Origin of the sequence: Rossellomorea vietnamensis, from assembly GCF_025398035.1 — a bacterium.
Classification (GTDB): Bacteria; Bacillota; Bacilli; order Bacillales; family Bacillaceae_B; genus Rossellomorea; species Rossellomorea vietnamensis_B.
Genome location: NZ_CP104558.1, coordinates 1,307,716 through 1,328,195, shown reverse-complemented (window position 1 = coordinate 1,328,195; position 20,480 = coordinate 1,307,716). Strand labels below are relative to the sequence as shown.

Below are 20,480 nucleotides of genomic sequence, written 5' to 3'. Positions count from 1 at the left end.
CTGCGAAGTGTTTTTTTGCTGCTAAAGGGAATACCTATACTAATCACGTATTCAGGGATGGTGAAAGATGAGTAAAAGAGCGATTGGTGCATGTGAGTTATGTGCCAGGAGAAATGTAGAAATTACGATTCATCACCTCACACCCAAGGAGGTCGGGGGAACATTCCTCCCCACGGCACAACTATGCATTCCTTGTCATAAACAGATTCATTCCCTTTACACAAATGATGAACTAGGAGCAAGATTAAACTCAATCGAAGAGTTAAGAAAAGATGAGAAGATTCATGCATTCATAAAATGGATCCGAAAGCAGCCGCCTACTAAATTAGTCAAAACGAAGAAAAGCCACGAGCGAAGAAAGAAGAGATAGTCGATACAAAAAAACCAAAAAGCCTGCTGGTGGGCTTTTTGGTTTTTTAGTTATTTCCGGTAATTGGCTGGTCTACGACATTACAATCAAATGTTGTATTAACACTGAAGACATTGTAGCTCAGTTGAAATGGTCCGGTATTGAATCCACCAGAACCACTGAACGTTTTCGATGCGGACTTAGGGGAGATAATACCTGTATCCCCAAACTGTACACTTCCTCCACCTACATTAAGAATAGCGACAGGACCTACTAAAGCGGGCATATTCAACATCCTCTTCATAAATATCTATACTGTTAACCTATGTGAAACAGAATGGAATGTTCATATTGCTATAGGCTTTTAGTCTGGCTGATCTATGGTTTCGAAATTTTCCACCTCTTCATGCTTTTTAGATTCAAGCTGACGGATGTGTTTCACTCTTGCTTCCATGGCTACACTCGACGTATTTCCAATATGGATGATGGAAGAGAAAGCCGTAGCCTTGATAAATACTTGATCTACCTTGATCGGACAAAGGTTTAGTCTATTGACCCTGACAGTGGGATCGTAAGGTGGTTTTTTCAGTGGTCCTTGAAAGACACTGGAATCAAAGCTTCCTTCGCTCGTCAAGAAAAACTCTTTCTCCCGTTGAACAGCATAGGCAAAGGATAGAGCGTTTATGTTTTCGGAATCGCCCAGTTGATAGAGAGAACTAAAGGATAACGTAATGCCGTCTAATTTATTTACAATCGAATATCGCTTAAACATCTATTATCCCTTCGGTGTCAGAGGAACAAATGGACCGATGATCAATGATTCGGGCGGAGTATCGAATGCAGAAGTCAGCTGGATGATATCGGCGTCCCCGATCAGGACGAGAGAGGAGCTTGCCACCCCTGCAATATCGATACTGCCGACGGACAATTCACGATTGATTACTTGGAGGTTCATTGTTATTCATCCCTTCCATATTTTCCGGCATCTGGGACATAAAGGAGAAGAGTGCCGTTTGAATATCCTGTTTGATCTTTGAAATGATTTTTCTTTCCCATTCCCCTTCAGATTGTTTGGACTCGACATGCGGTATGTTCTCCAGATAGAAATCGATTCTCTGCGGCATCTGATTCAGAAGGTCTTGCTGCACCATTTCATAATAAGAAGGATCGAGGGATCGTTGGAATTGCATTTCATTGTCTTGAATCAGGGCAGGTACTTCGGCTTGAATATATGCTTGTATTTCTTTCGTTATCCTTTCTTTATAAGGAGTCAGGTCTTTGATTGAATCGACATTCACATTCTGATCAACGGCCAAATCTTCTATCGTATCCTTTAAATTACTTGGGTTAAGGCCGATGTTCAACGTACCGTCCAGGGACTCGACTTTAAGCTGATCGAACTTATATTCAATTTTTTCCACATTGATCTTGGGAGTATCTTTGATCGTCGTCAATTCCTGTGAGAGCTCATCTACTTTCTTTTCTAACGCGACAATTCTCGAATTCAACATGTCGATATACTGATACAGTTGTTGGGGTGTCATATAGTAATTAGTCATCCTGCCACCTCTTTTCTTGTCGCGGACTCTTTTAAGGCCTTTGAAGAGGAACTAAAGGAGATGCTGATGGTCCCTGTGAAACACTCCCGTTTTTTTCTGCTTCAGGAGCAGGTTCCGTGAAACCACCGGTATTATACAGATAGTCATTTGTATTTATCTGTCCACATGTACCGATCTGCAATACGGAAGAATTGGACATTCCCCCGATTTTAATGAATTGTATCTGTATGGATTGTTGAACATAATAATTCGTCATTTTCGCATCACACTCATAGGGTAAAGTTTATTCCTTGATCCATTCCATCATCGTCCACCGTGTAGGTCAAGGAACTTTCATTATAGACGGAAATCCCTCTACCTGTAATAAATGAACCTGCACCGGCAAAGGTTTTGGCTGTTGATATCGGACTGATGTTAAAGACGTCCCCAATGTGAAAGACGGCACTGGAACCGACGTTTATGACTTGTGCTATTCCTACAATTGCAGGCATTCTGACTCACACCTTTAAGACAAAGTTAATTATTGTTATTCTATGTTAAGAACATGAATAGGTGATAATCGCCTAAATGACCGTTTCAGGTTAGAATAGAAATTAGATCAATGATTTCGGAGGAAAATGAATGAACAACTTGTCGCCAATTGAACAATCAGAACGTATTGTAAGTCTCGATGTGATCAGGGGATTCTCTCTGCTCGGCATCTTTATCATCAACATGATTTCCTTCCATTCACCGTTTCTGTACTTTGATCCGTATACCTGGTGGAAAACACCTGAAGATACGGCATTATTTCCATGGATTGATGTTTTGGTCCAAGCGAGTTTCTATCCCTTATTCGCCATGATGTTTGGCTATGGGCTGGGGATCCAGCAGCAAAGGGCAACGATGAAAGGGACGTCCTTCTACCTGTTTGGGGTAAGAAGACTCCTTATTTTATTGGGTATCGGCTGTATTCATGCCTTCCTGATCTGGTCAGGGGACATCCTGATAAATTACGCCGTTTTCGGTCTGATCCTTCTTGGTTTCATGCGGCTTTCCGGGAAGGGATTGATGTGGCTGGGAGGAATGCTATTTCTCATGCCGCAGTTGTTTTTCAGTATTTTACTAGTGTTGATGACATTCTCTGATCCCACGGGTGTGACCAATTATACGAACATTGCCGCATTGCAGGATTCGGTCTCAGCCTATGCCTCAGGAAGCTTCAGCAGTATCATGGAACAACGCTTTCAGGACTGGTATATAGTGAACTCACCTGACAATCTTTTATTCTTGTTACTTTCGATTCTTCCTATGATGATGATCGGGGCAGGCGCAAGTAAACTTCAGCTATTGAGCAAAGTCAGAAAGCATAAGAAGGTTTGGATGATAACAGGTGGATGTACGTTACTCGTTGGAATCATCATTAAAGCGCTGCCGTTACTCATTGAGTCCAACTTCGCTTACAGCTATATACAGGACTTTTTAGGAGGTCCGTTCTTATCAGTATCTTATGCAATAATCCTTTCATTATTATTGTTGAATGAAAAAATGATGAAATGGAGCAAGCCATTCGCTTCAGTAGGGAAAATGTCCCTCTCAAATTACCTGATGCAATCCATCATCGGCACCCTGATCTTCTATTCCTATGGGTTTGGACTTTACGGAGAAGTGACGTTAACGACAGGGACGATGCTGGCAGTGGGGATTTATGTCATACAGGTGATCCTATCTGAAATGTGGTTATCCAAGTTTCAATATGGACCTGTTGAAAAGCTTTGGCGGGTATTAAGTTATGGTAGACGCAATGTTGTGAAAAAGGGAGAAGTGTAAAACTGGAAAAGGGGATGAATAAGGATGAAATTCGTTAGCTATGCAGTTGAGGGGAACGAAACATATGGAGTGGAAGTGGAAGGAAGGATCCTTGATTTAGCAGGGGTGGACGGATTACCCGGGGATTTACTTCAGGGAATCGAATCCGGGGAAGGTTTTCTTGAAAGTGTGGAAGCTCTTCTTAGGGAAAAGGGTGAAGCTCTTTCATCATTTGCAAAGGATGAAGTGCAATGGCTTTCCCCGATGCCGACAGTGAAAAGAAACATTATGTGTGTAGGAAAGAACTATCGTGAACATGCCATTGAAATGGGTGGTGAACAGGATATCCCGAAGAATATCATGATTTTCACGAAAGCAACCCATACGGTCATCGGTCCCGGGGAAACGGTGCTTCATCATGATGACATCACAGACGAGCTTGATTATGAAGGGGAACTGGCCGTGATCATCGGAAAGAAAGGGAGAGGGATTTCTCCTGAAGAAGCGATGGACCATGTGTTTGGTTATTCGATCCTGAATGATATCACAGCCCGTGACCTCCAAAAAAAACACGGCCAATTTTTCATAGGAAAAAGCCTGGATACAACTTGCCCGATGGGTCCGTTCCTTGTGACAAAGGATGAAGTGGATGACCCTCAGAACCTGTCCATCACCACGAAGGTCAATGGCGAAATTCGCCAGTCTTCCAATACGGGACAAATGATTTTCTCCATTCCGACGATCATTTCCACCCTGTCCAAAGGAATGACGCTGTTGCCGGGGGATGTCATTGCGACAGGTACACCTTCTGGAGTAGGAAAAGGCTACAAGCCCCCACGCTTTTTGAGAAAGGGAGATGTAGTGGAAATCGAAATAGAAGGATTGGGAATTTTGACAAATCCGTTACAGGCTTAGTTAAAATTTCTGTTGATGTACAGACTGTGGTAATATTATGGACGTAAACTATCTACCTGTAGGAGGTTCAATATGTTTGATAATACACATGCCCATATTACAACGTGGGTTGTTGCCATCATTCTTTTCTTTGTAGCGGTCGGACTGCATAACGCAGGGAAGAAAAAAGGCATGAAAGTTGTACATATGATCTTACGATTATTTTACTTGCTCATTATTCTAACCGGTGCCCTTTTATTCTGGAAGCATCAGGGAATCAATCCGGCCCTTTATGGCATTAAAGGATTGGTGGGAATATGGGTGATCGGTATGTTTGAGATGATCCTGGTCCGCATGAATAAAGGAAAAAGCACGAATGTATTGTGGATTGTCATGGTGATTGCGCTACTCATTGTTCTATACTTGGGACTGCGTTTACCACTTGGGTTACATCCATTTGCATAAGCTGGAAAAGTCTGCTCATTTATGGAGCAGGCTTTTTATTTTAGTCTTTTCCTGAGATGAAGGAAGTGAACGGCAACTATTTTCATATAAATGGATATCCAAATCTGTCGAATTGTGGTATTTTGTTAGAAACGATGTCTTTCAAGTAGGTGTAGAAAATGGTGAAGTCCTTTCAATTCATATATAAAGACGAACACTCCCTGAACCAATTTATTCAAGAGCAAGGTATAGATCAACATTCCTCCCTCCTGATCCAGGCATTTGTCGGCGGTGCCCCTTTCGCTGTCATAGAAGGGCTGCAACGTCTCATTAACAGGATATTACCCCAGGGGATCCTCATTGGCTGCAACTCGAACGCTCAAGTCATAAAAGAAGCGATTGTATCAGAGATCGTCTTATCCTTTACGATATTTGAAAGCACCACAATAGAGTCCCTTTTACAAGAAAAATCAGGACCCAGTAAGCAACTGGGTATCCATCTGAACGAAGCTGTAGGGAAATCCGACACCAAAGCGTTCATTATCTTTGCGAGCCACTTACAGCTGGGAATTCAGGAATTCTTGGAAGGTGTATCGGAAAGAGGGGATGAAGTGGCCATCGTCGGCGGTGTTTCTTCTGATTTGCCTCATAATAGGCCGACATACGTATTCACGAACCACGAAATAACAAGCGAAGGCTTTGTAACGGCTTCTTTGAGTGGTGAGGAGTTAAAGGTCCATTCCCACAGCGTAGAAGAGTGGCAGGAAGTAGGCCCCGTCTTCAATATCACGAAAGCACAAGGGAATATATTGAAGGAAATCAATCATGTGAAACCGATCCGTATCCTTGAAACCTATTTAGGGAAGAGATTTGTGACTGATCTTCCTGACTCTTCGATCGAGTTTCCTTTTCTTTTGCAAAAAAAGAATGATAAAGTGGCGGTCTATATCGTGAATGTGCTGACTAATGGAAGTGTTGAACTCAGTCGGGAAGTGACGGAGGGTGAGACGGTGTCATTTGGATTTGTTGATGTGCAGGATTTAATCCGCTCCACAACAAAGCTCTTATCCCGACTGAAACGCCGACCGGTGGAAACTCATTTTGTCTATAATTGTATAGCCAGAAGAAGATATGTTCGCGATGTAACGAATCAGGAACTTTCCTATCTAAATCAGGTATCGCCATTGACCGGTTTCTTCTCTTACGGAGAATTAGGAAATAGTGGGGGTGAACCAAAGCTGATGGCTCATTCCCTTTCGTATCTTGGATTGTCTGAAGGGATACGTGAACCTATCACGGATATTAAGATCGATTTTCAATTAACGCCTGAAGCCGATGTTATGATGAGTTTGACCCATTTAGTCAATACAGCGGAAAAGGACATAAAAGAATTAACACAAAACATCCAGATCTCTGAGGAGTATTACCGTTCCCTTTTTGATAATAATACGGATTTTGTCTACAGTACCGATCTGAATGGCCGATTTAATTCCCTCAACCCTTCATTCATGAAAACATTTGGATTTACGAGGGAAGAGGTTCTTGGGAAATCCGCCCTTAACTTTATCAGGAAAGAGGACGCGGTGCGGGTAAGGAGGCATTTTTACCGGGCGATGGATGGAAGAGAACAGTATTATGATCTTCCCATTGCATCCAAGAAAGGTGAGGTGAATTTCTTTCAAATCAAGAATATCCCGATTACCGTTGAGGGGAAATGTGTCGGGATCTTCGGGATAGGTCGAAATGTCACGAAAGAGCGTCAATTTGAGAAAAAAATCACGCAGCTCGCATATTATGATGGTGAAACCGATCTGCCTAATAAGATGAAGTTCAGGGAAATGGTAGACGAGCATATTCAAAGGGCGAAGAAGAAGAAACGGCAGCTGGCGGTATTGTTTCTGGATATGGACCGTTTCAAGATGATTAATGATACCCTTGGTCATTTTGTGGGAGATGTCATCATCAAAGAACTTTCCCAAAGGATTCAAGGGATCCTCCCCAAAGGAGCATACCTCGGCCGATTCAGTGGGGATAAATTTACGGTGCTCCTCACGAAAGAGGTGAATGAAGCCACTATTTCAGAAATTACCCAGGATATACTGGAAACCGTCCAGGCACCTTTTTCTTATCAGGGCAAAGAATTTTACATATCCGTCAGTATCGGTGCAGGCATATATCCCCGGGATGGGGAAGAGACTGCCGACTTGTTAAGAAATGCCGATTCTGCTCTAAACTGGGCCAAATCCAAGGGCGGGAATAATACCGTTTATTTCTCAAGGGATATGGAAGAAGAGATTACACGGAAGGTGGAAATGGAGGCCCATCTCAGACGAGCCGTCGAGAAACGGGAGTTGTTCATCGCGTTTCAACCCATCCTTCACATTCAGGGTCAATCCCTGATAGGCTGTGAATCATTGCTCAGATGGCAGCATCCAACCTGGGGGTTGATCCCGCCAGGTGAATTCATCCCCCTTGCAGAAGAAACAGGGCTGATACATGATATCGGTAAATGGGTCCTGGTCGAATCCTGTATACAGTTAAAAGAGTGGTTAGACCAAGAGGCGGGGGAGTTCTATATATCTGTCAACGTTTCAGCACGGCAATTCCAGCACCCTACATTCCTGAATGATGTGGAAGAAGCGTTGGCTATATCCGGGCTGCCGGCGGAATACCTCTGCCTGGAACTGACTGAGACGATCATGCTTCATGACGCAGCTCATACAATCGAAGCCATGAAATCACTTGCTGGTCTTGGGGTGAAGCTTGCGATTGATGATTTCGGCACAGGTTACTCTTCTTTAAGTTACTTGAAGCATCTCCCTCTTCATATCCTGAAAATCGATCGTTCGTTTGTACAGAATATGAGCGATCACACACCTGATGTCGCGATCGTTCAATCCATCTCCACCATGGGGAAGGGATTGAAGATGAAAGTGGTGGCCGAAGGGGTGGAAACCCCCGGGCAATTAGAGTTATTGAAGGAGCTTGGCTGTGATTTTGCGCAAGGGTTTCTGATTGAAAGGCCGATGTCACTGGAGAAAATGAACATATTTCTAAAGAAAATGCACCTCGTGACAAGCCTGGAAATATAAAAAGACAAATGCCTGTCGGGTACCCTGCCTGACAGGCATTTGTCTTTTTGATCCGGTAGTCAGTTCAAATATTAAAGCTTTCAATGACAATTCTTCTACCCGTACTTAAAGTGAATTCAAAGCGGTCGCGTTTCTTCTTGTAGTAGGTGAAGTGATGCTGGACAGCACATACTTCCACACCGTTATCAAACGTGATGAAGTTTACGCCTTCCTTAATTTTTTGGTTTCCAAGGAAGACAAGGTGGTTATGGCAGAAGATACTGTCATAAATCGAATAGCCCAGGTTATTTAAGGCTGTTGTAAACTGGTGAAAGGCATCATCCGAAATCTCTTCTAATAAATTCTCCAATGAATACAATATATTCTTCTTTATTTGAATTCGATCGCCATTCTCGATTCTTATTCGCTCATAGGGGGTGACAATGATACCATCTTCCAAGAGAACGCCAGAAAGCCACTCTCCATCTCTATACACTTTCAGTTCATGATTGAGGTAAAATTCGAGCTCAGATTCTTCCTCGGCGTCAATCTCGAAAAAGAACCATGTATCTTCTTCGAATAAAGCAGTGCCTTCGGAAAAAGATCTTTTTTGGGATTTTAAAATGTTTGATCGAAATATGTTGCTCAAGTGAATATCCCTCCTTAACTACATTTCTTGTCATAATTATCATATTTCATTCATGTAAAGATTGATTGAGACAATTAACCATTTCTTTAAAGGGGCATAGAATAATTTATGTGTCAGTGAGCCCAGTTTGTTTTACTAGAAAGTGAGGATGATCACTATGTGCGGAATTACAGGTTGGATCCATTATAAACAGGATATGTCGAATGAAAAAGAAGTTGTTGAGAAAATGGCGGAAACCCTTTCTAAAAGGGGACCTGACGAAACGAATGTATGGGTCGAACGGCATGCTGCGTTCGGTCATAAACGATTGATCGTAGTCGATCCGGCAGGAGGAAGGCAGCCGATGAGCCTCAACCATAACGGACACCCTTTCACCATATGCTATAACGGAGAGCTGTACAATACAGAAGATCTAAGGCAAGTACTTATAGAGAAGGGATATACCTTCAAAGGGCATTCTGATACCGAGGTCCTGTTAACTTCCTATATTGAGTGGAGGGAAGAATGTGTCCAGCACCTGAACGGGATCTTCGCCTTTGCAGTATGGGACAGTGAGAAGGGGCATGCATTTATAGGAAGGGACAGAATGGGCGTAAAGCCTTTATTTTATGTTGAAAAGGATGAAGGCATCCTGTTTGCATCCGAAATCAAGGCTTTACTTGCTCATCCCGATGTTTTGCCACAGGTGGACCTGCAGGGGCTTTCGGAAGTGCTCGGCCTCGGCCCATCCCGCACTCCCGGGAATGGGGTGTTCAAAGGGGTGAAAGAACTTCGTCCAGCCCACAGCATGATCTTCTCCAAGGAAGGCTTAAATATTTGGAGATATTGGAATGTAAAAAGTGAGGAGCATACGGATTCGTTCATCGAAACGGTCTCGAAAGTGCGTTTTCTGCTTAAGGATGCCATAGAGAGGCAGCTTGTTTCCGATGTACCGCTGTGCACATTCTTATCGGGAGGACTCGATTCAAGTGCCATTACGGCGGTGGCAGCAAATTCATATAAGGAAGAGGGGAAAGGGAAACTCCATACGTACTCCATTGATTATGAAGAAAATGACCAATACTTTAAAGCGAATGATTTCCAACCGAACTCCGATGCCCCTTGGATTGAAAAGATGACTGCTGAATTCGATACGATTCATCATAAATGTGAAATCAGTCAACAAGAGTTAAAGGACTATTTGATTGAAGCAGTGCATGTAAGGGACCTTCCGGGTATGGCCGATGTGGATTCATCTCTCTTATGGTTCTGCAGAGAAATCAAAGAGGACTTTACAGTGGGGCTATCCGGTGAATGTGCGGATGAAATCTTTGGGGGGTATCCGTGGTTTCACCGGCCGGAAGATTTCAACCGCAGAGGATTCCCATGGATGCGTTCCACCGCGGAACGACAGGGGCTTCTCAAAGATGAGTGGAGTAAGAAATTAAACCTCGAGGAATATGTTCTGGAGCAGTATGATCGCACGGTTGCCGAAACCCCGTTGTTAGATGGGGAAAGTGAAGTGGAGACGAAAAGGAGACAATTATTCTATTTAAACTTATTATGGTTCATGACGACCTTGCTGGATCGAAAGGACCGCATGAGTATGGGAGCGAGCCTCGAAGTCCGCGTTCCGTTTGCAGACCATAGACTTGTAGAGTATGTGTGGAATATCCCGTGGGAGATGAAAATGCATGAAGGCAGGGAAAAAGGCATCCTGAGGAAGGCACTTGAAGGCGTACTCCCCCATGAAGTTCTTTACAGAAAGAAAAGCCCATACCCGAAAACCCATCACCCGGAGTATACAAAACTGGTCAGTGACTGGCTCAATGAAATCCTGGAAGACAAGTCAAGCATTCTCTATGAATTATTTGACGAAGAGAAACTCAAAGAAATCGTCGCAAGCGGGGGAGCAGCCTTTGAAGTCCCCTGGTACGGCCAACTCATGACCGGTCCCCAACTGCTTGCCCATCTTGCCCAGATCCATGTGTGGTTCAAGGATTATAAGATTGAAATTGTGGAGTGAAGCAATCGAGGAAAGGGACTAAGAATGTATAGACAGGTACAAACATAGAATGACAGTATGAATGATTGAAATGGAGGCATAGTAAAAGGATAAGAATCCTTTTACTATGCCTCCTATTTGTTCTGGCTTAGAATTTTGTTGCTAAGTAGCAACAAATTGATGGTAAGGTGATCCGATTACGGTTTTAATGGGTTTATTGGGTGTAGGACAAGTCCAATAAAGAGAGAAAGACAAATTTAGTTGGAATAATAAAGTTTATTGTTTTTTCAGAGTGGAAAACAGTTGTATAAGTGTTGTATAATAATTGTACAAATAAAAGACATTGGAGGCTATAATGATGGCCGAAAAGATAATCGTCATCGGTGCAGGTCCCGGGGGCCTGGCCGCGGCAATGCTTCTTGCCAGTAAAGGGTACAAAGTAGAAATCTATGAGAAGCAATCATTTGTGGGAGGAAGAAATGGTTCTGTCACGATGGAAGGCTATACATTTGATATTGGGCCGACATTCCTCAGCATGCCGGAGATAGCAGAAGAATTATTCGAAGCCTCAGGAAGGAATCTTCATGATTATGTTGACCTGCGGGAGCTTTCCATGATGTATGAACTCATTTTTAAAGATAAAAAAGTCAAAATGTACAAAGATCCCGAAGCGTTATCCCGGGAAATCGAACGACATTATCCAGGGAATTCAGAAGGGTATTCACGTTTCATGAATGATACTCGTAAAAAAATGGAACGTTTGAAACCGATTTTACAGAGCCCGATGGATCGATATTATCAATATATCAGTTGGAAGGTATTGAGGGCGCTTCCACAATTATCCCTGGGTAAATCCCTATACAGCGTGTTGAGTGATTACTTTACAGAACATGAACTGCGACTCGCGTTCACTTTCCAGTCGAAGTATTTAGGCATGTCCCCCTGGGAGTGTCCGGGCGCCTTTTCCATATTGTCTTTCATGGAACACGAATACGGTGTCTTTCATCCAATCGGCGGATTGAATCAACTATCGAAAGCCATGGCAAGAGTGGTGGCGGAGCATGGAGGCTCAATCCATCTCGGTCACGGGGTCAAGAAGTTGTGGATTGAAGACGGAAATGACGTAAAAGGAATCATTACTGAAAATGGAGAGAGAGTTGCAGCGGATGAAGTGATCATCAACGGGGACTTTGCCCATGTCATGACCAACCTGGTGGAAGATGGGGTTTTGCAAAAATACAGTAAAGACAGGCTGAAAAAGAAAAAATACTCCTGTTCCACATTTATGATTTATCTTGGCATTGATAAACAGTATGATCTCCCTCATCACAGTATCGTGTTCGCGGAGGATTACAGGCGAAATGTAGAGGAGATAACGAAGTCATTCACCCTTTCAGAGGACCCTTCTATTTATATTCAAAATGCATCAGTGACAGATCCAACACTGGCGCCGCCTGGGCATTCAACCTTATACATCCTTGCACCGGTCCCTAATAATGTAAGCGGGATCGATTGGACAGAAAATGAACAAGCGTTCCGGGATCTGGTATTGGATGCTGTTGAGAGCAAGGCAGGTTTAGAAAATATCCGGGATCATATCAAGGTAGAAAAGATCATCTCCCCCCATCATTGGGAGACCGATTTCAATATATATGAAGGTGCCACCTTCAATCTTGGTCACCAATTAACGCAAATGATGGCACTTCGCCCACATAATAAATTTGAAGAACTCGAACACTGCTGGTTGGTCGGTGGAGGCACGCATCCCGGGAGCGGATTGCCTACAATATTAGAATCTGCGAGGATCACGACCAATATGTTGATGAATGAATACCCTTCGCACTCGTTCACTAAAGAACAAACGATGGAGGAAGCTCTATGAAAACAGCAGTCGTAGGATCAGGTATCGGCGGATTGATTTCGGCATTATTACTTGCAAAAGACGGTCACCACGTCACGGTCTATGAGAAAGAGCCGATCATCGGTGGACGTCTTGCCTTTGTTCAGGAAGGGGATTACAAGATTGATAAGGGACCTACCATTGTACTTCTGCCCGACATGCTCATGTCCATCCTTTCAGAAGCAGGCATAGATACGAATGAAATAGAATTCGTTCGCTGCGATCCCCTCTATGATGTTCATTTTGCTGATGGGCAAACGTATACGAAATATGCCGATATCCATAAGCAATATGATGAGATCAAGAAGAAGTTTCCCGGAGATGAAGAAGGATTCCTTCGATTTATGTGCGATATGGAAGAGCGATTTGCAATCGGGAAGCCGCAATTTCTTGAAAGGTCCTTTCTGAAAACGAGGGATTATCTCAATCCCCAAACTCTTGGTTCATTGCTTAAGCTAAAGGCATACCGCAATGTGATGGGGAACTTAAAGCATTATTTTCAACACGGGAAGTTGCAGACGGCCTATGGATTGCAAACACTGTATATCGGTGGGAATCCTTACACGACCCCGGCGATTTACAGCCTGGTGTCCTTCAGTGAACATAAGCACGGCATCTACTATATAAAAGGGGGATATGCTGGCCTATTGGACCATGTGAAGGAAGCTTGCAACCTGCATGGTGTCACGATCAAGACCTCCTCACCCGTCACGGAAATCGAAACAATAGGGGGCAAAGCGACTCATATCATCCTTGGGGACCAGAGGGAGCCGGTCGATTCGGTTATCATGAATGGGGATTTCCCTGCGGCATCCAAATTAGTAAGGAAGAAATCGCCCAAACCGTATAAGCCTTCATCAGGTTGTGTGCTTTTGTATATGGGAGTCGACAGGAAGTATGATGATAAGGAAATGCATCAATTCTATTTAAATGAAGATTTCTCGGGGAATATGGAGGATATTTTCGAGAATAAGAGAATTCCTAAAGAACCATCCTTTTACGTATTCAATCCTTCCAAGGTCGATCCTTCACTTGCGCCTGAAGGCAAGAGCGTCCTATATGTCCTTATACCGGTTCCGGTGTCGGAGAAAGTGGATTGGAAAGAAGCCTCAGAATTTCTTTCAGACCTTATATTGGATACAATGGAAGAAAGGGGATTCGAAGAACTGAGAAAAAGCATAGCTTGGATGAAAATCAGGACGCCTGAAGAGGCGATGCAAGAAGGGTTATATTCGGGGGGGAGCTTCGGGATTGCGCCAAGCTTGAGTCAATCCGGTCCCTTCAGACCCCAGGTTCAACCCTTTCCGGAGAAGAACATCTTTGCTGTCGGGGCATCCATCCACCCTGGCGGAGGAGTACCGATTGTCATGCAGGGTGCGAAGCTCGTAGCCCAAGCCTTTAAGGAATATTGCAAAACAGAATCAGAAAGGAAGGATGTGTCCTTACATGAACAAGATCTTGAAAGCATACGATCACTGTGAAAATATCATAAAGGTTCATTCCAAAACATTTTACAGAGCTTTTTCATTACTGCCGAAAGACCAAAAGAAGGCTGTATGGGCTGTGTATGCCTTTTGCCGCAAAGTAGATGATATCGTTGACGAGGGCACGAATCCTTCAGAAGAATTACGCCGTTTCGAAATGGAATTTGAAACGTATCTGACCGGTTTTTATCCCCCGGATGAGCCGATGTGGGTAGCGCTGGATGATGTGTTTAAACGGTTCAATATGGATGTTCAAGCTTTCCGGGACATGATAAAGGGGCAAAGGATGGACCTTGGTGAAAGGGTCTACGTCAAGATGGACGATGTCATTGACTATTCCTATCACGTGGCGAGCACTGTAGGCTTAATGCTCCTGCCTATCCTTGCCCCCGGGAAAGAACAGTCATTGAGGGAAGACGGAATCTATCTTGGGTATGCCATGCAGCTGACCAATATATTGAGAGATATCGGCGAGGATCTTGAAAGGGGTCGATTATACATCCCTCAGGATCTATTAGTGAAATATGAGTATACTGTAACGGATTTAAAAGAACATAGAATCAACGACGCTTTTCAGTCGATATGGGAAGAAATGGCCCGACTTGCAGAAAATTACTATGAAAAAGCCTTTCGTACCATTAATCTTTATCCTGTGTATTCGAGGACCCCGGTAAAAGGCGCAGCCCTGTTATACCGTGCGATTCTGAACGAAGTCAGAACGAATCACTATAATGTTTTTTCAAAGAAGCACTATGTATCCAAAGATGCAAAAGAGAAGATCATTTCATCCATATCATAAATAAGCTCGTATGGAGGCTGTACGGATGCCTTCCATATGAGCTTATTGTTGTCCCGGACCCATATTGGAAAAGAAAAAAGAGCCGCATGTAGCAGCTCTTACTCAAAATCAGATTGTGTTCCGTTGATTCATATCACTCACATTTCCCGTTCCGATCGAGTTCAAGCGCTCGACTAAGTCAGATCCGAATGGGGAAGTGGAAGAAACGTTCGATTCCAATACTGTATCCTTTAATTCATAGGCATTGGAGCCATGCTCCGTAAAGTCCAGCCCTGAAAGTTCTTCTTCACGGGAGACACGAATACTTGATACTCTTGTTACGATGAATAGGAATCCGCCAACGGTGACAGACGTCCAGGCAATGACGGCCAACACCCCGAGGGCTTGAGTGGCGACCAGGGCAGCGCCTCCACCATATAAAAGTCCGTTCTGGACGTCGAATAATCCCACAGCCACTGTACCCCATATTCCACAAATTCCATGAACGGCAATGGCTCCGACAGGATCATCGACTTTCAATTTCGAATCGATGAAGGTGACAGCCTCGACTAAAACGACTCCCGCGATCAGACCGATCAGGAGTGAGCCTGTGAGAGATACATTGGCGCAGCCGGCGGTAATTCCGACCAGTCCGCCGAGGGCACCATTTAATGTTAGGGATGGATCAATTCGCTTGAATCGGATCAACGTGTAAAAAGCGGATGAAAGAATGGCGGCGGAAGCTGAAAATAAGGTCGTCGTGATGACGTGCGGGACAAGGGTGGGATCAGCGGCCAGGCTGCTTCCTCCATTAAACCCGAACCAGCCGAACCATAGGATGAACACACCGAGGGCCCCGATGGGAATATTATGGCCCGGGATGACATTCACTTTTCCTTTGCTGTATTTCCCAACACGGGATCCAAGGAATAGGACTGTGATGAATGCGCCTACTGCACCCGTTAAATGGACGACAGTAGATCCGGCGAAATCGACGAACCCAAGCTCAGAAAGCCAGCCGCCCCCCCACACCCAATGTCCGACGATCGGATAGATGATTCCTGTCATGGCGATGGTCAAAAGGATATAGCTTTTGAGTTTCATGCGTTCAGCCACGGCTCCCGAAATGATCGTGGCACAAGTAGCGGCAAAGACGGATTGAAATAAGAAGAAACCGATGTCTTCCCGTCCTGATAGGAAAAAGCTGTCCGTGCCGATGAGGCCGCCTGAAGATCCACCGAACATAAATCCGAACCCTACGATGAAATAAAGAACAGAGGCAATGGCTACAGTTAAGAAGTTTTTCATGAGGATATTAAGAGAGTTCTTGGCGCGGGTAAATCCGGTCTCGACCATGGCAAATCCGGCGTGCATGAAGAACACAAGGACTGCAGCGATCATGACCCACAGGGAGTCGACGGATGCTTGAACAGATTCTGCGGTAGGGGCAGCTGCGAAAGCGGTAGTGCTCACAAAAAGTGAAAGGAACAGAAGCGACGTAATTTTTTTAATCAATGGAATCCCTCCAGTATTGGTTTGGTAAAGCGGCTAAATGATTGAGTGAAGAAAGAAGTGATTTACAAAACGGCTTTTTTTCCTCGTTCGCCTGTGCGGATACGGATGACATCTTCGACGGGATAAATGAAAATCTTACCGTCACCCACGGTATCCGTACTGCAATGTTCAACGATGAGATCAATGATGTCTTCCACCTGTCCATCGTCGATGATCATTTCCACCTTTACGCGGGGGACTAACTGCAGCTCAAATTTATTCCCCCTGAATATCCCCTGTTTCCCTTTTTGTTTTCCACACCCGGCTGCCTCTGATACTGTCAGGCCGCTGAATCCACGAAGACATAATGCTTCTCGCAGGGATAGAAATGCTTCTGCACGAATAATCGCTTCCACTTTTTTCAATGTGATTTCCTCCTCTTGTACATTTGATTTTTTCATGTTAGGTTTTATGACATGAATAAGTTATATCATTTATCATATTCAGAAAATAACAAAAGTTCAAGTATTAATTTGCAATGAAAGCGTTTTTATGTAAAAAAACATAACATTTGTGAATGAGGGCGTTTTCATTTGCAGGAAAAAAGAGTCAGCTCGACTAGAGAGCTGACTCTATTTTTATGATGGGAGGGTGGGGAGTAAGTTTGCCACCATCTGAAGGAAGGTCCGTCCCTCTAAACGGTATTTTTATCATGTTGGACAAATCGTTTATGGATCCATACTTTGGATCGCCAGCGTTTGAGCATGATGATGCCCCGCAGCCATTCATCGGCGATGAAGGAGATCCAGATTCCGATAAGTCCGAGTCCGAACCAGATTCCGAGGATATAGGAAAGTGTGACGCTCACTCCCCACATGGATAATATCCCCATATAGACCGGGAAGCGTACATCACCTGTTGCCCTAAGTGCGTTAATGACCACTAAATTAAAGCTTCTTCCCGGTTCGAGAATGATGGTCAGATAGATCAATGTTTTACCAAGGGAAATGATTTCTTCGTTGCTCGTAAATATGCGAAGGAGAGGTTCTGCTGCAACGGAAAAAATCCCTGCCATGATGAGCGAGATGATGATTGCGATCTTTAAGCTTTTAAGGCATCGTTCGTAAGCACTGTCAAAATCCCTGGCACCGATCATGTGTCCGATGATGATTTGTGTTCCCTGGCTGATGGCGACGCTGAATAAGAAAATGAACATCATCAGGTTTTGGGCGTAAACCTTCGTCGTAATAGCATTGGTCCCGATACTCGCAATGAAGTAAGTAATGACCATTTGTGACCCGTTATAGGAAAGATGCTCCCCTGCAGAGGGGACACCGATCCTCAACAAATTTTTAACGTGAGAGAGTGGTAGATTCAATAGTCTTCTGAATGGAAGAGCAGTGGGGATCCGTTTCCTTATCACGATGATACTCACGATGAATCCGATCAGTCTCGAGGTGATGGTGGAAATCGCCACACCCTCTACGCCTAATACAGGGACACCGAACGGTCCAAAAATAAATAGGTAGTTTCCGATCACATTGATGATATTCATGCCGATTGTGATATACATGGCGTCTTTTGTATAGCCGTAGCTCCTCATGATGGCTCCTGCAGTCATGATCAATGCCTGGATGAAAGCGAAGCCTCCCACGATTTTTAAATAGGAAGAAGCTTCATCCATCAGTGAACGGGGGAGATCCATTGATGATAAGATCGGCTTACTGAAAAATACAAGGGCGATACTCAATAAGAGTCCGAATAGTAGATTGACAGCAATGGAAACGATCGACACTTCCCCTGCCATGCGATTCTCATCCGCCCCGAGATGCTGGGCTACGAGGATGGCTGTACCCGTCGCGACAAATCCAAACATCACAATGATGAGAGAAAGGATCTGATTGGAGACCCCGACGGCTGCTACCGAGTCATCCGAGTACTGACTCAGCATTAACGTATCCGCATTTCCCATCAGCATATGAAGAAAAATTTCAATGAAGATCGGCCAGGTCAAGGCAAAGAGGGTCATGTTTCTTTGGTTATTGCTCATAGTTTTTCTCCTTTAGCTTACCGGGGGCATACACCGGCATTCGTTACATATGAAATAGATAAGGGGACTAACCGTTAAGGTGTAGTCCCTCTTTTTAGGAAATAAGCATCATTAGAATTTCAAAATGGCAAACCCATACCCTTCGAGTGCGACCTCGATGGACTCTGCTTCTGCAGCAAAATCTTCTCCGGTCCACAGATTGGTGATCTTCTTTCCTTTCAACTCAAAAGGAAGGGAGTAGGTGGTCGATTCTTCACTGCAGTTTAATAGAACAAAGATGGTTTCCTCTCCGTTTGACTTGGTGAATGAAAGGCAATGCTCATGAAGATCACCGGGTAAGAACGTCAGATTTCCTTCGTTGCTTAACAGCGGGTATTTCTTCCGAAGGGCGATATGTTTCTGTATATGCCCGAAGAGCTCCTCGTTATGATGTTCCTGTTCCCATGGGAAGCATTTACGGCATCCTGGATCCTGTTCACCTGTCAGACCGATTTCATCACCATAATAAATACAAGGTGTGCCGGTAAAGGAGAGCATGAACGAGTAGATTTGTTTAGCGCGTCGGATATCTCCGCCGCACTCTGTTAATACCCGTGGTGTATCGTGACTACCGACAAGGTTGAAATTTACTTCATTTACATTCTTAGGATACATATGAACGACAGATGTCATGTTTTCTGCAAATTGAGAAGCAGAAATGGTCTGGTGGGCAAACAGATTCAATAGATTGGTCGTAAAAGGATAATTCATGACAGCATCGAATTGATCTCCACGCAGCCAGGGCATGGAATCATGCCAGATTTCCCCTAAGATATACAGCTCCGGCTTTAAACCTTTTACTTCTTTTCGGAATTCACGCCAGAAGTGGTGATCGACTTCATTGGCTACATCGAGACGCCAACCATCGATATCGAATTCCTTTATCCAGTAGCGGCCAACTTCCAATAGATAATTTCGCACCTCTTCATTCTCAGTATTTAGCTTCGGCATGGAAGGTTCGAATGCAAAGGTATCATAATTGGGAGGCGAACTTTCTATATCTAATGGAAATTCATGTACATGGAACCACTCTTTATAAGGTGAATCCTTACCCTTTTCCAGCACATCCTGAAACTGCTCAAAGTAGAAGCCGCTATGATTAAAGACGGCATCGAGCATGACTTTGATATCATGCTGGTGACAGACCTTGATTAATTCCTTCAATGTTTCCTTCGTCCCAAACTGGGGATCAATCTCGAAATAATCGATTGTGTCGTATTTATGATTGGAATGCGCTTTAAAGATCGGTGTAAAGTAAATCCCGGAGATTCCAAGCGTTTTTAAATAAGGGATGTTCTGGATCACGCCTTCTAAGTCCCCTCCGAAAAAATTGGTCGGGGTGGGTTCTGCGCTATTCCAATCCAGTGTCCCTTCCGGATCATTCTCTGTATTCCCATTTGCGAATCGCTCAGGGAAAATTTGATACCAGACTGTATCCTTCACCCATTGGGGTGCTTGAAAGACATCGATAGTATTCAGGAACGGGAAGCAGAAATAATCCCCTATATCAGTAGAAGGGGCCTCATTAAATCCTTTTTCTCCATAAAAGACTTCTTCCGTAGCGTCATCGAGGAGAAAACCATAACGAAGCCGTCTGAAAGGAGGGGATATGGAAGCGAACCAATAATCGAACAACTGATCCGTTCCGGTTAAAACCATTTCCTTACGATCATATAGCCATTGTCCATTTTCCCATTGATAGGGATCTCCGTGGAGGAGAGTAACGGTTTCAACATCCTGTTTCTTTGTGCGAATCCGTATGTGTAATTCATTATTTGTGCAAGCGTATGCATAATTATCTTTCGGTCTATGATAGATGGCTTCCAGTAGCATCGTACATCCTCCTCTTATTCATTCCATTAAAGAGTATTCCAAACCAACAATGTTGTCAATGATAGGCAGTCAAACTAGTAAAGCGTTTTCTTTCCTTTCTGTTAAAACACAAAAAAATTCAAAAAAAGTATTGTCAAAGGAGATTTAGTTTGTATAATAAGAAG

General features: G+C 43.9%; 20 protein-coding genes. 9 read left to right on the top strand and 11 right to left on the bottom strand.

The genetic code is table 11. The features are described from left to right. Window positions 1-67: 67 nt before the first annotated feature. Window positions 68-370, top strand: coding sequence for an HNH nuclease-like protein HlpB (locus N5C46_RS06850; protein WP_261751434.1), 303 nt, complete (start codon window positions 68-70; stop codon window positions 368-370). Window positions 371-416: 46 nt separating this feature from the next. Here N5C46_RS06850 and N5C46_RS06845 read toward each other — a convergent pair whose 3' ends face one another. From N5C46_RS06845 to N5C46_RS06820, 6 genes are all read right to left on the bottom strand, one after another. Beyond that, the gene (locus N5C46_RS06845; RefSeq protein ID WP_034763373.1) at window positions 417-635 is read right to left on the bottom strand and encodes a spore germination protein; all 219 of its coding nucleotides are present in this window, start codon (window positions 633-635) and stop codon (window positions 417-419) included. 78 nt (window positions 636-713) lie between these two features. Continuing rightward, complete coding sequence (locus tag N5C46_RS06840) at window positions 714-1,121, bottom strand: spore germination protein GerPE (protein WP_261751433.1); 408 nt, start codon at window positions 1,119-1,121, stop codon at window positions 714-716. 3 nt (window positions 1,122-1,124) lie between these two features. After that, window positions 1,125-1,304, bottom strand: coding sequence for a hypothetical protein (locus tag N5C46_RS06835; protein ID WP_060670356.1), 180 nt, complete (start codon window positions 1,302-1,304; stop codon window positions 1,125-1,127). After that, complete coding sequence (gene gerPC / locus N5C46_RS06830) at window positions 1,279-1,908, bottom strand: spore germination protein GerPC (RefSeq protein WP_261751432.1); 630 nt, start codon at window positions 1,906-1,908, stop codon at window positions 1,279-1,281. The genes N5C46_RS06835 and gerPC overlap by 26 nt, the downstream gene beginning before the upstream one ends. A gap of 31 nt (window positions 1,909-1,939) precedes the next feature. After that, entirely contained in the window at window positions 1,940-2,164 is a 225-nt protein-coding gene (locus N5C46_RS06825; RefSeq protein WP_079533795.1) for a spore germination protein GerPB, read from the bottom strand. Window positions 2,165-2,177: 13 nt separating this feature from the next. Then, window positions 2,178-2,399 (bottom strand): spore germination protein, encoded by a 222-nt coding sequence (locus N5C46_RS06820; RefSeq protein ID WP_224520486.1) that lies wholly within the window; start codon window positions 2,397-2,399, stop codon window positions 2,178-2,180. 130 nt (window positions 2,400-2,529) lie between these two features. On the opposite strand from N5C46_RS06820, the gene N5C46_RS06815 reads away from it, so the two are divergent. From N5C46_RS06815 to N5C46_RS06800, 4 genes are all read left to right on the top strand, one after another. Then, entirely contained in the window at window positions 2,530-3,717 is a 1,188-nt protein-coding gene (locus N5C46_RS06815; protein ID WP_261751431.1) for a DUF418 domain-containing protein, read from the top strand. A 24-nt stretch (window positions 3,718-3,741) separates the two neighbouring features. Further along, window positions 3,742-4,611, top strand: coding sequence for a fumarylacetoacetate hydrolase family protein (locus N5C46_RS06810; protein WP_261751430.1), 870 nt, complete (start codon window positions 3,742-3,744; stop codon window positions 4,609-4,611). A gap of 72 nt (window positions 4,612-4,683) precedes the next feature. Beyond that, window positions 4,684-5,055, top strand: a complete 372-nt coding sequence (locus N5C46_RS06805) for a YisL family protein (RefSeq protein WP_060670344.1) — start codon at window positions 4,684-4,686, stop codon at window positions 5,053-5,055. Between the two features lie 161 nt (window positions 5,056-5,216). Beyond that, window positions 5,217-8,126: a bifunctional diguanylate cyclase/phosphodiesterase gene (locus N5C46_RS06800; RefSeq protein WP_261751429.1), complete on the top strand. Its 2,910-nt coding sequence runs from the start codon at window positions 5,217-5,219 to the stop codon at window positions 8,124-8,126. Between the two features lie 64 nt (window positions 8,127-8,190). Here the strand turns inward: N5C46_RS06800 and N5C46_RS06795 are convergent, their stop codons facing one another. Continuing rightward, complete coding sequence (locus tag N5C46_RS06795; protein WP_060670340.1) at window positions 8,191-8,754, bottom strand: DUF2777 family protein; 564 nt, start codon at window positions 8,752-8,754, stop codon at window positions 8,191-8,193. Between the two features lie 148 nt (window positions 8,755-8,902). On the opposite strand from N5C46_RS06795, the gene asnB reads away from it, so the two are divergent. From asnB to N5C46_RS06775, 4 genes are all read left to right on the top strand, one after another. Next, window positions 8,903-10,759, top strand: coding sequence for an asparagine synthase (glutamine-hydrolyzing) (asnB, locus tag N5C46_RS06790; protein WP_261751428.1), 1,857 nt, complete (start codon window positions 8,903-8,905; stop codon window positions 10,757-10,759). Window positions 10,760-11,096: 337 nt separating this feature from the next. Then, the gene (locus tag N5C46_RS06785) at window positions 11,097-12,620 is read left to right on the top strand and encodes a phytoene desaturase family protein (RefSeq protein WP_261751427.1); all 1,524 of its coding nucleotides are present in this window, start codon (window positions 11,097-11,099) and stop codon (window positions 12,618-12,620) included. After that, on the top strand, window positions 12,617-14,119 hold the full coding sequence (locus tag N5C46_RS06780; RefSeq protein ID WP_261751425.1) for a phytoene desaturase family protein: 1,503 nt from the start codon (window positions 12,617-12,619) through the stop codon (window positions 14,117-14,119). The genes N5C46_RS06785 and N5C46_RS06780 overlap by 4 nt, the downstream gene beginning before the upstream one ends. Then, entirely contained in the window at window positions 14,085-14,921 is an 837-nt protein-coding gene (locus N5C46_RS06775; protein WP_261751424.1) for a phytoene/squalene synthase family protein, read from the top strand. The genes N5C46_RS06780 and N5C46_RS06775 overlap by 35 nt, the downstream gene beginning before the upstream one ends. 108 nt (window positions 14,922-15,029) lie before the next feature. Here the strand turns inward: N5C46_RS06775 and N5C46_RS06770 are convergent, their stop codons facing one another. From N5C46_RS06770 to N5C46_RS06755, 4 genes are all read right to left on the bottom strand, one after another. Beyond that, window positions 15,030-16,415 (bottom strand): ammonium transporter, encoded by a 1,386-nt coding sequence (locus N5C46_RS06770; protein WP_261751423.1) that lies wholly within the window; start codon window positions 16,413-16,415, stop codon window positions 15,030-15,032. A gap of 62 nt (window positions 16,416-16,477) precedes the next feature. Next, entirely contained in the window at window positions 16,478-16,819 is a 342-nt protein-coding gene (locus N5C46_RS06765) for a P-II family nitrogen regulator (RefSeq protein WP_098441062.1), read from the bottom strand. Window positions 16,820-17,088: 269 nt separating this feature from the next. Then, window positions 17,089-18,444, bottom strand: a complete 1,356-nt coding sequence (locus N5C46_RS06760; protein ID WP_261751422.1) for an MATE family efflux transporter — start codon at window positions 18,442-18,444, stop codon at window positions 17,089-17,091. 111 nt (window positions 18,445-18,555) lie between these two features. After that, window positions 18,556-20,316 carry an alpha-glycosidase gene (locus tag N5C46_RS06755; RefSeq protein ID WP_261751421.1) on the bottom strand — a complete coding sequence of 587 codons (1,761 nt, stop codon included), beginning with the start codon at window positions 20,314-20,316 and terminating at the stop codon, window positions 18,556-18,558. Window positions 20,317-20,480 lie beyond the last annotated feature (164 nt).

What these genes read in the sequence shown, in the direction of transcription:
- N5C46_RS06850 (WP_261751434.1), top strand. Translation starts at nt 68, where the DNA reads ATGAGTAAAAGAGCGATTGGTGCATGTGAGTTATGTGCCAGGAGAAAT.
- N5C46_RS06845 (WP_034763373.1), bottom strand. Translation starts at nt 635, where the DNA reads ATGCCCGCTTTAGTAGGTCCTGTCGCTATTCTTAATGTAGGTGGAGGA.
- N5C46_RS06840 (WP_261751433.1), bottom strand. Translation starts at nt 1,121, where the DNA reads ATGTTTAAGCGATATTCGATTGTAAATAAATTAGACGGCATTACGTTA.
- N5C46_RS06835 (WP_060670356.1), bottom strand. Translation starts at nt 1,304, where the DNA reads ATGAACCTCCAAGTAATCAATCGTGAATTGTCCGTCGGCAGTATCGAT.
- gerPC (WP_261751432.1), bottom strand. Translation starts at nt 1,908, where the DNA reads ATGACTAATTACTATATGACACCCCAACAACTGTATCAGTATATCGAC.
- N5C46_RS06825 (WP_079533795.1), bottom strand. Translation starts at nt 2,164, where the DNA reads ATGACGAATTATTATGTTCAACAATCCATACAGATACAATTCATTAAA.
- N5C46_RS06820 (WP_224520486.1), bottom strand. Translation starts at nt 2,399, where the DNA reads ATGCCTGCAATTGTAGGAATAGCACAAGTCATAAACGTCGGTTCCAGT.
- N5C46_RS06815 (WP_261751431.1), top strand. Translation starts at nt 2,530, where the DNA reads ATGAACAACTTGTCGCCAATTGAACAATCAGAACGTATTGTAAGTCTC.
- N5C46_RS06810 (WP_261751430.1), top strand. Translation starts at nt 3,742, where the DNA reads ATGAAATTCGTTAGCTATGCAGTTGAGGGGAACGAAACATATGGAGTG.
- N5C46_RS06805 (WP_060670344.1), top strand. Translation starts at nt 4,684, where the DNA reads ATGTTTGATAATACACATGCCCATATTACAACGTGGGTTGTTGCCATC.
- asnB (WP_261751428.1), top strand. Translation starts at nt 8,903, where the DNA reads ATGATCACTATGTGCGGAATTACAGGTTGGATCCATTATAAACAGGAT.
- N5C46_RS06785 (WP_261751427.1), top strand. Translation starts at nt 11,097, where the DNA reads ATGGCCGAAAAGATAATCGTCATCGGTGCAGGTCCCGGGGGCCTGGCC.
- N5C46_RS06780 (WP_261751425.1), top strand. Translation starts at nt 12,617, where the DNA reads ATGAAAACAGCAGTCGTAGGATCAGGTATCGGCGGATTGATTTCGGCA.
- N5C46_RS06775 (WP_261751424.1), top strand. Translation starts at nt 14,085, where the DNA reads ATGAACAAGATCTTGAAAGCATACGATCACTGTGAAAATATCATAAAG.
- N5C46_RS06760 (WP_261751422.1), bottom strand. Translation starts at nt 18,444, where the DNA reads ATGAGCAATAACCAAAGAAACATGACCCTCTTTGCCTTGACCTGGCCG.
- N5C46_RS06755 (WP_261751421.1), bottom strand. Translation starts at nt 20,316, where the DNA reads ATGCTACTGGAAGCCATCTATCATAGACCGAAAGATAATTATGCATAC.